The organism is Palleronia rufa, from assembly GCF_000743715.1.
GTDB lineage: Bacteria > Pseudomonadota > Alphaproteobacteria > Rhodobacterales > Rhodobacteraceae > Palleronia > Palleronia rufa.
This window is the reverse complement of record NZ_JQEY01000026.1, coordinates 21,161-32,615: the sequence shown is the minus strand read 5'-3', so window position 1 is coordinate 32,615 and position 11,455 is coordinate 21,161. Positions and strand designations below refer to the sequence as shown.

12 protein-coding genes and 1 pseudogene are annotated in these 11,455 nt (G+C 66.3%); 2 read left to right on the top strand and 11 right to left on the bottom strand.

The annotated features are described in order from the left end of the window. From KW83_RS20795 to cuyA, 7 genes and pseudogenes are all read right to left on the bottom strand, one after another. A pseudogene (locus KW83_RS20795) lies at window positions 1–302 on the bottom strand (IS630 family transposase); the annotation flags it as partial. Window positions 303–852: 550 nt separating this feature from the next. After that, window positions 853–1,740, bottom strand: a complete 888-nt coding sequence (locus KW83_RS18450; RefSeq protein ID WP_036182005.1) for an ABC transporter permease subunit — start codon at window positions 1,738–1,740, stop codon at window positions 853–855. Then, complete coding sequence (locus KW83_RS18445; protein WP_036182003.1) at window positions 1,740–2,525, bottom strand: taurine ABC transporter ATP-binding protein; 786 nt, start codon at window positions 2,523–2,525, stop codon at window positions 1,740–1,742. The genes KW83_RS18450 and KW83_RS18445 overlap by 1 nt, the downstream gene beginning before the upstream one ends. Before the next feature lie 60 nt (window positions 2,526–2,585). After that, window positions 2,586–3,575, bottom strand: a complete 990-nt coding sequence (gene tauA, locus KW83_RS18440) for a taurine ABC transporter substrate-binding protein (protein ID WP_036182001.1) — start codon at window positions 3,573–3,575, stop codon at window positions 2,586–2,588. Continuing rightward, entirely contained in the window at window positions 3,572–4,318 is a 747-nt protein-coding gene (cuyB, locus tag KW83_RS18435) for a cysteate racemase (protein WP_051928660.1), read from the bottom strand. Before cuyB ends, tauA begins: the two co-directional genes overlap by 4 nt. Next, window positions 4,315–5,523 carry a DegT/DnrJ/EryC1/StrS family aminotransferase gene (locus tag KW83_RS18430; RefSeq protein WP_036181999.1) on the bottom strand — a complete coding sequence of 403 codons (1,209 nt, stop codon included), beginning with the start codon at window positions 5,521–5,523 and terminating at the stop codon, window positions 4,315–4,317. The genes cuyB and KW83_RS18430 overlap by 4 nt, the downstream gene beginning before the upstream one ends. A gap of 2 nt (window positions 5,524–5,525) precedes the next feature. After that, on the bottom strand, window positions 5,526–6,545 hold the full coding sequence (cuyA, locus tag KW83_RS18425; RefSeq protein ID WP_036181997.1) for a D-cysteate sulfo-lyase: 1,020 nt from the start codon (window positions 6,543–6,545) through the stop codon (window positions 5,526–5,528). Window positions 6,546–6,659: 114 nt separating this feature from the next. On the opposite strand from cuyA, the gene KW83_RS18420 reads away from it, so the two are divergent. Together KW83_RS18420 and KW83_RS21065 are read left to right on the top strand one after the other, a co-directional pair. Continuing rightward, window positions 6,660–7,556: a LysR family transcriptional regulator gene (locus KW83_RS18420; protein WP_036181995.1), complete on the top strand. Its 897-nt coding sequence runs from the start codon at window positions 6,660–6,662 to the stop codon at window positions 7,554–7,556. A gap of 496 nt (window positions 7,557–8,052) precedes the next feature. After that, a complete protein-coding gene (locus KW83_RS21065; protein WP_036181993.1) occupies window positions 8,053–8,232 on the top strand; it encodes a hypothetical protein in 180 nt (59 codons plus the stop codon). Between the two features lie 1,344 nt (window positions 8,233–9,576). Here the strand turns inward: KW83_RS21065 and KW83_RS18410 are convergent. From KW83_RS18410 to KW83_RS18395, 4 genes are all read right to left on the bottom strand, one after another. Continuing rightward, window positions 9,577–10,029 (bottom strand): host attachment family protein, encoded by a 453-nt coding sequence (locus KW83_RS18410; RefSeq protein WP_036181991.1) that lies wholly within the window; start codon window positions 10,027–10,029, stop codon window positions 9,577–9,579. Between the two features lies 1 nt (window position 10,030). Then, on the bottom strand, window positions 10,031–10,267 hold the full coding sequence (locus KW83_RS18405; protein ID WP_036181989.1) for a hypothetical protein: 237 nt from the start codon (window positions 10,265–10,267) through the stop codon (window positions 10,031–10,033). 58 nt (window positions 10,268–10,325) lie between these two features. Continuing rightward, on the bottom strand, window positions 10,326–10,634 hold the full coding sequence (locus tag KW83_RS18400) for a hypothetical protein (RefSeq protein WP_036181987.1): 309 nt from the start codon (window positions 10,632–10,634) through the stop codon (window positions 10,326–10,328). Between the two features lie 181 nt (window positions 10,635–10,815). Next, on the bottom strand, window positions 10,816–11,415 hold the full coding sequence (locus tag KW83_RS18395) for a superoxide dismutase (RefSeq protein ID WP_036181985.1): 600 nt from the start codon (window positions 11,413–11,415) through the stop codon (window positions 10,816–10,818). Between the last annotated feature and the right edge of the window lie 40 nt (window positions 11,416–11,455).

Below are 11,455 nucleotides of genomic sequence, written 5' to 3'. Positions count from 1 at the left end.
TCTTTTTTTGACGGGTGGCCCGGGCGGCGCACGAAGGCCCAGACGGTGCGGTAGTCGACCTTGAGCCCGCGCTCGGCCAGTTCCACCACCAGTCCGCGCAGTGTGAACGGCTCCGTTATCCGCTCCAGAAGCCACGCCTCATGCCCGCCTGCAATCTTGCGTGGCGGGTGGCCGCCTGTCCCTGCCGGAGCGCAACTCCCGGTCGCACGCAAACGCTGCGACCACTTCACAACACTGGACGGAGCCACATCCAGGGCCGCTGCGACCTGACGCACGCTCTCGCCCCCCAACAGCCGCGCCATTGCCCTCTCTCGAAGGTCCATTGAAAGTGCTCTACCCACTACTCGCCCTCCATCTTGTGGTCGGCAACAGTGAATCACCAAAATGCAGGCCTGTGAATCCTCTATCGATTCAGGCTGATTTCATCCCGCTCTAATATCATGGACTTTTCAACAGCAAACGTTTTTGACGGTATTCTGAACGGGATCAAGCCTTGTTGATCTCGAAATTGTACTAGATATCAATAAGGTATGATAGGTTATGACAATCGAGTGGGAATGACCCAGTCCTGCGGCGCACGCCCCGAGCGGCACCTTCCGGAGCCGAGGTGTGACGAGCCTGCCGAACGGCGGACCTGTCCGTAGGGTCGGCGACCCGCATCGACGGGTCCGACGACCGTGAGAAGCTTCGCCCGCCCGTCGGCCATGAGCGTGCCAACCGGGGACGTCACCGCACCCGGGCGTGTCTCTCCGCTCTTGAGCGTTCCGGGCCTTCGGGTGCATCGCACCGATGTGGCGGGCCAAGGTCCCCGGCCGGCGCTCCGGACCCGGTCGCTTGCGCGACCCGGAACCTTCACATCCGTCCTTTCCACGGAACGACCTTCCGTTCGACGAAGCGCATCAGCAGGTCGAACGAATAGGCGATCGCGGCGATCACGATGATCCCCATGATCACGGTGGAGGTCTGCAGGAACTGCGACGCCGACAGGACCATGTATCCCAGCCCCTCGGTCGCGGCGACCATCTCCGCGGCGACGAGCGTCGTCCAGCCGAAGCCGATGCCGATGCGCATGGCGGTCAGGATCTCGGGCAGGGCCGACGGCAGGATCACGTGCCGCATGACCTGCCAGCGGGAGGCCCCGAAGGAATAGGCGGCGTGGATCTGCTCGATCGCGGCCGACCGGACGCCGGCACGTGCGCCGAGCGCGACCGGCGCGAATACCGAGAGGAAGATGAGCAGCACCTTCGAGGTCTCGCCGATTCCGAACCAGATGATCATCAGCGGCAAGTAGGCGAGCGGCGGGATCGGCCGGTAGAACTCGATCGGCGGGTCGAAGATGCCCCGGATGGCCGGGCTCATACCCATGGCGATGCCCAGCGGAATGCCCAGCAGGCAGGCAAGCAGGAACGCCCCGAATACCCGTCCGGTCGAAACCAGCGTGTGGCGCAGCAGCGACGTGTTGGTGAAGCCGTTCTGCCAGACATCGACGAACTTCGTGACGATGGCGCCGGGCGATGGCACGAAGAGGGGCTTGACCCAGCCCATCCAGGTGACGAGCCACCAGGCGAAGAGCAGCGTTGCGATCGACAGGATCGACAGCCAGATCGTTTCGCCCTGCCCCGGTACGCCGTAGGTCTCGCCGGGTTTCGTCGGCCGCGCCCGCATGAGCCAGGAGAAGGCCCCGGTGCGCGGGTTCACGCGGGCTTCCGTGGCCGGGGACAGGTCGGGATCGTCGGTCATCACGCGGCCTCCTCGTCGGCAAAGATGATCTTGAGGACCTCCTCGCGCAGTTCGATGAAATCCCGCGATGCCTTGACCTGGCGCGCTGCCTCTCCGCCAAGAAACCGCCGGGAGAACGGCAGATCGAAGCGGTGGGCGATGCGCCCGGGCCGTGGCGACATGACGATGAGCCTTGTGCCCATGAAAAGCGCCTCTTCCACGGAATGGGTGATGAAGAAGACCGACTTGTGGGTCTCTTCCCAGATGCCCAGGATCAGCTCCTGCGCCTTCTCGCGGGTCAGCGCGTCGAGCGCGCCGAGCGGCTCGTCCATCAGCAAAAGCTTGGGATCGCAGGTCAGCGCCCGGGCGATCCCCACGCGCTGCTGCATCCCGCCCGAGAGCGCATAGACGGGAGAGCCCTCGAACCCGTCCAGCCCCAGAAGCGAGATGAATTTGTCTGCCGTCCGGTAGCGGCGCTTGGAGTCGACGCCCTGCAGCTTGAGGCCGAAGGCCACGTTCTCCCGCACGTCCAGCCATGGCAGCAGGGCGTGCTTTTGAAAGACCACGGAGCGGTCGGCACCCGGCCCGGAGACCCGCTCGCCGTCGAGCAGGACCTCCCCCGACGTGGGCGCGAGGAACCCCGCGATGAGGTTCAGCAACGTCGATTTCCCGCATCCCGACGCGCCGAGCGCGACGATGAATTCATTCTCGCCCATCGTGAGGTTGATGCCCCGGAGCGCCTCCACGGGGTCGCGCCCCTCGGCCGACGGATAGATGACGGACGCGTCGTTGATCGCCAGTCCCATGAAGGTTCCCCCGGCTGTTCGGGGCGGCGCGGGCCGAACCCGCGTCCGACCCGGGTCCGATCAGTTGGCGGCGGCGGCTTCGGCGATGCTGGTGTTGACGAACGGCGTGTAATCGTCCGCCGCATTGTCGATCCGCCCGGCTTCGACCAGGAATTCCGCCGTCGCCTTCATGGTGTCGGCGGCGCTGCCCAGCCACTTTTCGCCCAGCTGCTCGGACAGCGGCACGAAGGTGAAACCTTCGAGGATGCCGGGGATCTGTGCCGGATCGGCACCGGTTTCCTGAGCGATCGTCGTCACCGGCTCGCTGTCTTCGGTCCAGGCGGACGGGTCCTCAAGATAGGCCGCGTTGGCCTTGTCCATCGCCTGCGCGAAGGCCACAAGGCTGTCCGCGTTCTGACTGGCGAACTCCTGGTTCACCACCCAGCCGTCGAAGGTGGGATACCCCCATTCGGCGGTCTGGTCCGCGCCGACAAGCCGCGTGCCGCTTTCCATGATCTGGCTCTGGACGGGCTGCCAGATGAACGCCGCGTCGATCGCGCCCTGACCCCAAGCGGCGGCGATCTGGTCCGGCGGCATGTTCATGATCGTCACGTCGGATTCCGCGATGCCAGCGTGATCGAGGGCTCCCATGAGAGAGAAATGCGCGGTCGAGCCGACCGGGACGGCGATCCGCTTGCCCGAAAGGTCTTCGACCGACGCGATCCCGGCGTCGTCGCGCACGATGAGGCTCTCGGCCTGGCCGATGACCTGCGCCACCATGAAGAGCTGCAGATCGACCCCCTGGCTTGCCGCGATGGCCAGCGGCGATGAACCGAGTTCGGCCAGCACGATGTCCCCGGAGGCCATGGCCGCGATCACCTCTGCGCCGGAGGCGAACTGCCGCCATTCGATGTCCCAGCCGGTGGCTTCCTCGAAAGCGCCAGAGGCGCGCGCGGCCTGCATCGGTGTCGGGTTTCCGAACTGCCCTATCGTGACGCTCTGGGCCGAGACGGCGCCCGACCAAAGCCCGAGCGCCACGGCTGCCGGAACGAAGACTGTGGAGAATTTCATGATGCCATTCCTCTGCTGATTTGGGTTCGTGTCGACCCTTGTGTATCTTTCTTTACGGTGTCGTTCGCGGCTGCAACGATGGCGCGCACCAGAATGTCGAGCGTGTCGACACAGCGCGCGCCCGGCGCGGCGCAATCGGCAAGAAGAGAGAATTCTGTGCAGGCGACGAACTGCAGCTCTGCCCCGGCGTCCAGCAGCTCTGCCGAAGCGGCGCGCACCGCCGTCGCGGCACGGGGCGTCGGACCGGCGGATTTGATCTCGCGGATCGCCGACAGCAGGCTGTCGTCCTGCGCTGGGTAGAGTGCGGTCAAACCGTGTTCGGACAGGGCCGGCTCGAAAAGCGCCGTCTTCCGGATCGCGGGGGATCCCAGGATGCCGACGCGGCCGTTCGCCGGTGCAAGCTCCAGCGCGCGGCGCGCCGAAAGCGCGATCATGTCCAGAAACGGTATCGCGACGGCCCCGCGGATGGCTGCGGCGAAATGATGCGCGGTGTTGCACGGCATCGCCAGTGCCTTCGCGCCCGCCGCTTCCAGCCGGCGGGCCATGTCGGCCAGGACCGGCCCCGGATCGTCGCCCCGCCCCTCGATCAGCCGCGCGATGCGCGACGGCACCTGGGGGTTCTGGTCGACGATCAGCGGCACGTGGTCGGAGTCGTCGCGGGCGGGCACCGCCTCGATCACGCGCTCCATCAAAAGCACCGTCGCTTCCGGACCCATCCCGCCCAGGATGCCGATGCGCCTCATGCCGCCCCCGCCAGGTCCGACCGATCGGCCGCCGCAAGAAGCACCTCCGCGATGACCTCACAATCGTCGATATCGAAGGTCAGCGGCAGCCGCATGTCGAAGAGCACAGCCAGCAGCGCATCCGTCCGTGGCAGCGCCTGCGCAGGCATGTAGCGCCAGCTATGGTGGGTCGAGGTGAAACCCGCCGGCTCCGGCGCCCCGAACCACTTCAGTTCCACACCATCCGCCGCCGCGCGCGACACGAAGCCGGCGGCGTTCCGGTCAGAGATTCCGGGGATCAGGAACTGGATAGAGGATCCGACGTAGCCCTCCTGCGACGGACGCCTGGGCAGCCGGATCGCCGGATGCGCGGCGAGCCGCGCGGCCAGGTGGTCGTGCAGCCGGTTCCAGCGACGCACGTTCCCGTCAAGTCGCGCGATCTGCGGCCGCAGGAGTGCCGCGCGCAGATTGTCCATGCGGGCCGAAAGGTTCGGCGTCTCAAGCCGGACCGCGGCGTAGGCGTCCGGTCCGGGTCCGGCGCCGTGCCGGTCGTGCAGCATGTAGGACCCCGACAGGATCGTCGCCCGCGCCATGAAGTCGGCATCGTTTGAGGTGAGCAGCCCGCCCTCTCCCGCGTTCATGTGCTTGTAGGTCTGCGTGGAGAAGCATCCCGCCAGGCCGAAGTTTCCGGACCGCCGCCCGGACCAGGTCGCACCCATGGTATGTGCGCAATCCTCGATCACGGTGAGATTTCGCGCCGCCGCGATCTCCATGAGCCGGTCCATGTCGCAAAGATGGCCGCGCATGTGGGACAGCAGCAGATGCGTCGCGCCGCAGGCCTGCGCCTTGTCCTGGAGATCGTCGAGGTCGATGACAAGGTCCGGCGTGATCTCTACCAGCGCGGCGCGGGCGCCGACCCCGGCGATGGCGCCGGGCACGGGCGCGAGCGTGAAGGCATTCGACAGGACGACGCTGCCCGGTCCGACGCCGGAGGCGCGCAGGGCGATCTGCATCGCCTGACCGCCCGACGCGACCGCCAGGCAGTAGCGTGCGCCCTGCCATTCGGCGTAGTCGCGTTCGAGCGCAGCCGCTTCCGCCATCTCTCCCGGAACCGTGTTGTAGCGGTGCAGCCGGCCGGACCGCATCACCGCCAGAGCCGCCGCGACACCGTCCTCGGAGATCGGCTCCTGCTGCGTGAAGCTGCTGGTGAAGCGCGGACCGGGCACCGCTACTCGGCCGCCATCCGCTCGGACTGGCCGAACCAGCTCTGATACCCGAAAAGCGCCGCCGACCCCCCGGTATGGAGAAACGCGATCCTCTCCCCCTTGGCGAACTTTCCCCTGCGGCAGTAGTCGATCAGCCCGGCCGCACCCTTGCCCGAGTAAACCGGATCGAGCAGGATGCCCTCCAGTTCCGCGAACATGCGGATGGCCTCCAGCGTGTCCTCACGCGGGATGCCGTAGCCTTCTCCGACGTAATCGCAATCGGCGACGACGTCCTCACGCGCGACGACGCCGGGACAGCCAAGCTTCTCCGCCGTCCGGCAGGCAAGATCGTAGACGTTCTGCTCCTGCTTTTCGCGCGGCGCACGCACGCCGAACCCCATCAGCGGGATCCCCGCGTTGATCGCCTTCAGCCCGACGATCAGCCCGGCCTGGGTTCCCGCGCTCCCGGTGGCGGTCACGATGCGGTCGATCGCCATGCCGCGGTCGTTGGCCTGGCCCACGAGTTCGTAGGCGCAGTTCACATAGCCGAGCGCCCCCGTCGGGTTCGAGCCGCCGCCGGGGATGCTGTAGACCTTTCGCCCCTCCGACCGGAGCCGTTCGGCCAGCGCCTCCAGCTCTGCGGCCATGTCGGCACCGCCCGGACGCGTCTCGGTCGCGGCGCCGTGCAGATGGTCGATGAGCACGTTGCCGTTGCCGGTGTAGTTGGGATCCGTGGAGCCGGTCCGGTCCTCAAGCAGCAGATGGCACCCCATACCCATGCGCGCGGCGAATGCGGCCGTCTGCCGGCAATGGTTGGACTGCGTCGCACCCTGGGTGATGATCGTGTCGGCGCCCTCGGCCTCGGCCTCGGCGATGAGGAATTCGAGCTTGCGGGTCTTGTTGCCGCCCGTCGACATGCCAGTGCAGTCGTCCCGCTTGATCCATATCTCCGGGCCGCCGAGCGCGGCGCTCAGCCGGTCGAGCCGCTCCAGCGGCGTGGGCAGATGCGCAAGAAACTTCCGGGGAAAACGCGCAAGATGCATGTTGCGTCCATTCTTGGGTACATTCGCTACACGAATGAAAGCGCGCTTCGATGCCCGATGCAAATGCGAATCTCTCCTGCTAACATTCCCGTCGTGCAACTTGGGGGACGAACGGTGCGGCTCGACTGGCTGGAGGACATACTGGCGGTGGCCGAGACCGGTTCCTTTTCGGAAGCCGCGGAACGGCGACACCTGACGCAATCGGCGTTTTCGCGCCGTATCCGGCAAATCGAGGACCACCTGGGCGTCGATTTGTTCGACAGGACACGAAAGCCGGTCCAACTGCGCGATACGCTGGTGGAGCAGCGCGACCGGATCGGCGAACTGGCGCGGATGCTTCACCAGCTGGCCGACGATCTGCGCCATGGCGACCGGATGGCCGGCAACCGGATCGTGCTGGCAAGCCAGCATGCGCTGACGGCGTCGCTGACGCCCAAACTCGTCCGGCGCCTGCAGGCGCGCCACGCCAATATCCACGTGCGGCTGCGTTCGGCCAATCTCGACGGGTGCTTCGCACATCTGCTGTCGCGCAGCGCCGATGTCGCCATCGTCTATTTTCCCGCTGACGAAGGCGTGGAAGCGCAGCCGGAGTATATCGAGACGGCGGTGATCGGCCGCGACCGGCTCATTCCCGTCTCGGACCCGAAGACGGCCCTGACCATCGCCGGTTGGCGTCCGCAGACGGCGCTGCCGCTGATCGCCTATCCGGGGGAGGTCTTTCTGGGCCGCGTGCTCGACCGGTCCGTGTTGCCCGAGATCCGGGCGGACCGGCCGATTTCCCCCAAGGTAGAGACCGCCCTGACCGTCGCCGCGCTGGAACTCGCCTCGGAAGGGATCGGCATCGCCTGGGTTCCTGAATCCCTGGCGGCCGGGTGGCTGTCAGCGGGTCGTGTCGTCGATCTGTCGGATCGGCTGCCGACGTCTCTGCTCGGTGTCGCCGCCGTCCGGGTGCGCGGCACCGTGTCGGCCGCAGCCGCCTCCGTCTGGAACGAGCTGGCCCGCTCGCATTGAGGGGCGCCGATGCGACCGTGTCCGGCCGCGATCGTCGGGGCGCGCCTTGCATGTCGAACGACGCACCGCCGCACTGCCAAGACCGGCGCGGGCGGCGCGAATGCGTGGGGAGCCGACGCGGCGGCCTTGGTTCAGGACCGTCGCCGGCACCGCATGGCACGTGCCGGACGCGCGGCGTCGGTGGCGGCCACAGGTCAGTGTGACAACGTGCATCGAGGTCGTGCCTCTGGAGGTCCGGGAATTTCGTCGAACTCCGATTTGCGGGTCCGGGGTTTCAGGCATCAGTGCGGCTTAAAAATTGCGCAAAAAGGCGACTCAATGCGCCGAAGACCGCCGGATTGGCACAGAATGAGCTCTACGGAAAATGTCCGCACGGCATGTCCGGAAGGCGGAGCGAAAACATGACGTGTTTCGGCACGCCGGTGAAAACAATCGGCGCTCGCCGGTTCGACATGGAGGCGCCGGGCAGTTGGACCGGCAACCCTGAGCGGACGCTTTGGACGACCATCCGGAGAAGGTGAACAACTGCGGCCCGCCGGGCGCGGTCTCGAACGATTGCAATGAGAACCAGGCGCCGGTCCAGATCGGCAGATGCGCGACGTGGATCGACGCCACCGCCGACACCGGCCGCGTTTTCCACCCTGGCCTGCTGCCGATCCTGTGGACATGGCGATAAAACCGTGACCAGGGAGGGTGCGACCTGACGGAAGTTCAGCAGGTTCAGAATCGAGGCGGTCAAGTTGGTGACCAAGCGGGGTGTTTCGGTTTCTCAGGCGTGCCGGGGATCTGGAACGTGCAGAGAGCGCGCTGCGTCGCTGGATGCGTGAGGCGGCCTCGACACCTGCAACGGCCTTCCGCCCCAACGGGCAGCAGCGCGCCGAACTGGCCGAGATCGCGGCCCTGAAGAAAGAGTCCGCCACGCTCAAGGCGGAGCGTAACATCCTGGAAAGAGGTGAGACCGTTTTCCGCCATCGGTCCGGGACAATGGTCGAACGCCTGCCGCGCGCGGGAGGCGGAACGACGCTCGTTTTCGTTGCGAAGCATCGGCATATCTGGCCCCCCTCCCGGCGGATTTGGCGTCGCCAGATCGCCTGCCGGGCAATGGTCAGCCGGATGTGCGGTGTGCTGGGCATCTCCGGTCGGGCTTTCACGCCGGGCTCAGGCGCCCGATCACCGCCCGGGCGGGCTAGGACGCGAAGCTTGCCGCGGAGAGCGACGGGGGACGTTGCCGGCCTGTCGGTCGGGGATCGCGTCGCAGTCGATCCGATGGGATCTGCGCGGCCTGAGGCCCCTGCCGCCGGGGCAATCTCTGCGCATCTTCAGAAACCCAAGGCATCACCCCGGACGGAGGAGTCCGCCAAACTCGCCGTTATCCGCGCGGATGATGTCGTATCGGTCGGTGATATGCCTTACTTGCCGCCTCATCGGAACCGACGGGCTGCCCCTCGACGGCGTCTCTGTCGTGAATCCGGGGTCCGGACGATAGGATACCGATCTTCGCGGCACGGCCGGTCGGGCTGCTGATCGGCCGGGTCCTTCGCGGGCGCGATGTTTTCCAGGCAGCGTTCGTCGGTGTCGACACCGGACGCCTTGGACCTGCAATGCGCTTCGGGCACAGCGCCGTCGCCAGTGGTTCATCGGCGTCGAGAACATGCGCACGGGGAACGACCTGCCCGTGACCGTCCCTGGGAATGCGGATGTGGCGGCGGACCTCAACCGCTACCTGGTCGATGGCGGTGCCTGTAGTCCGCCCGGCCGCCCTCGGAGCATATTGATCTTCCTCCGTTCGAAACTTTCCGGCGGCAGATCACGCTCGCCGGGGCCGTTCCCTCAACCACAACCTTCCGGCGGCTCCGGACCCGATCCGCGCAAGCGAACCTGCTATCGCGCGGCTGTTACGGCTTTGCCGACCGGCGAAGTTACCGGGATATTGGGCGGACAAGAGCCCGCCGCCGCGTTGAAAGTCTATGCAACCTTCGACCGATGACGGCAGGGCTGTTCTGCGGGACGGCCCGGCATGTCAGCCGCCGAGTTCGGACTTCACGATGGTCTCGATATCGTCGAGCGAATGATTGGTGAGGGTTTTCGGCACCTCTCCGATCACTCTTTTCTCGACCTCTGAATGGATCTTGCCCCGCAACTCACCCAGTGTGCCGTGGGCCGCGACGATCACCAGGCTGTCGAACGCGCCCCTGTGCGCCTTCTCATAGAGCATATCCGCCAGGTCGTCCGCGAACCGATCCTTGGCCAGCTGGTGCCAGTCGGTATCTTCCACGGCGGACCGGTGCACACCGCTCCCGTCGTTGAACCGTCCGCGACGGTTGGCGGCCTGCTCGCGGTTCGGGGGGTTCTCCTGTTCCTCCTTGGTCAGCACGGTGAGGTACGGATCCTCGTGATCGGTCTGGTTCTCAAGCACCAGCGCCTTTTCGCCGTCGGCGATGAGCACCCACGTTCCTTTGGTCAGCCGTGCCATGTCACTCCTCCTCGCCGGTGCCGTGATGCCCGCCGAGGTTGCCCTCGCCCTCTTCGTCCGCCTTGGTCACCCGTTCGATGCCTTCGCCCTGCTTTGCGGCGCTTTCCTCGGCGCGGGTGCCGACCTTGCGCTCCAGCTCGCCCTGGGCGCGGCCGGAGTGATCGGGTGTGGCGACCTTGTCATCGACGAACTGCTCCGTCTCGCTGGTGCCGTCCTTGGATCTTTGGCGTTCGGCCATGGAAATCTCCTGTGTTCTTTCGCGGGACCAACCGGCGGCGGGGACGATGGGTTCCGCCCTACCCTTCGCCGCGGGCCCGGTCGATCAGCCAGGCAAGCGCCGCGGCCTCTGCCACACGCGCGCGCGTTCCGCCGATCCTGATCACAAGGGGGGCCGCGTCTTCCAGCCGGTCCCAGAGCCAGTCCGCGACGGCGCCGGTCCGCGCCTCGTCGCTCAGCGCCAGGCTGAGGGTCAGCCGGAGCGCGTCGCCGCCGCCCAGAACATGCTCCAGAGAGATCACTTGAAGTGCCGCGCCGTGGGGCATCGCCATCGGCGCGCGCAAGATCGCTGTGGTTTCCGCGTCGATCTGATCCAGCACGATGAGCATGGCGCATCGGGAGGCGAAACAGGTCCCTGCGTCAAGTCCCGGCTTCAGGCGCAAGCCCCGAAAGGTGCGGGACAATCGCGGCGCCGTCCATCTGGATGCGAAAGGCAGGCACAGTCACTCCGGCGCGCGTGCAAAAGGCCGGCCCCGAAGGACCGGCCCCCCACGTCGCACATCGACGGGACTACATGCGGCTGGCGACGTTCTCCCAGTTCACCAGCTTGTCGAGGAAGTTCGACAGGTACGCCGGACGCTTGTTGCGGAAGTCGATGTAGTAGGAATGCTCCCACACATCGCAACCCAGGAGTGCCGTCTGGCCGAAGCAGAGCGGGTTCACCCCGTTCTCCGTCGAGGTGACCTTGAGGCTGCCGTCGCCGTCCTTTACCAGCCAGGCCCAGCCAGAGCCGAACTGACCGCCACCGGCAGTGGAAAACTCATCCTTGAACTTGTCGATGCTGCCGAAGCTGTCGGTCAGCGCGGTCTCCAGTTCGGACGGCATCTTGCTCTCGCCGGGACTCATCATCTCCCAGAACTGGCAGTGATTCCAGTACTGCGAGGCGTTGTTGAATAGCCCGGACTGCGCCACGGCGCCCTTGTCGTAGGTGCCCTTGACGATATCCTCGATCGACTTGCCCTCCCACTCGGAGCCCTTGACCATATCGGCGGTCTTGTCGGCATAGGCCTTGTGGTGGATATCGTGGTGGTACTCCAGCGTCTCTCGGCTCATGCCGTCATCGGCCAGCGCATCGTGGGAATATGGAAGGTCTGGAAGTTCGAAAGCCATCGGAAGTCCTCCGGTCAGGAATGTCATCGGAACCGGAGCG

What these genes read in the sequence shown, in the direction of transcription:
- KW83_RS18450 (WP_036182005.1), bottom strand. Translation starts at nt 1,740, where the DNA reads ATGACCGACGATCCCGACCTGTCCCCGGCCACGGAAGCCCGCGTGAAC.
- KW83_RS18445 (WP_036182003.1), bottom strand. Translation starts at nt 2,525, where the DNA reads ATGGGACTGGCGATCAACGACGCGTCCGTCATCTATCCGTCGGCCGAG.
- tauA (WP_036182001.1), bottom strand. Translation starts at nt 3,575, where the DNA reads ATGAAATTCTCCACAGTCTTCGTTCCGGCAGCCGTGGCGCTCGGGCTT.
- cuyB (WP_051928660.1), bottom strand. Translation starts at nt 4,318, where the DNA reads ATGAGGCGCATCGGCATCCTGGGCGGGATGGGTCCGGAAGCGACGGTG.
- cuyA (WP_036181997.1), bottom strand. Translation starts at nt 6,545, where the DNA reads ATGCATCTTGCGCGTTTTCCCCGGAAGTTTCTTGCGCATCTGCCCACG.
- KW83_RS18410 (WP_036181991.1), bottom strand. Translation starts at nt 10,029, where the DNA reads ATGGCACGGCTGACCAAAGGAACGTGGGTGCTCATCGCCGACGGCGAA.
- KW83_RS18405 (WP_036181989.1), bottom strand. Translation starts at nt 10,267, where the DNA reads ATGGCCGAACGCCAAAGATCCAAGGACGGCACCAGCGAGACGGAGCAG.
- KW83_RS18400 (WP_036181987.1), bottom strand. Translation starts at nt 10,634, where the DNA reads ATGCTCATCGTGCTGGATCAGATCGACGCGGAAACCACAGCGATCTTG.
- KW83_RS18395 (WP_036181985.1), bottom strand. Translation starts at nt 11,415, where the DNA reads ATGGCTTTCGAACTTCCAGACCTTCCATATTCCCACGATGCGCTGGCC.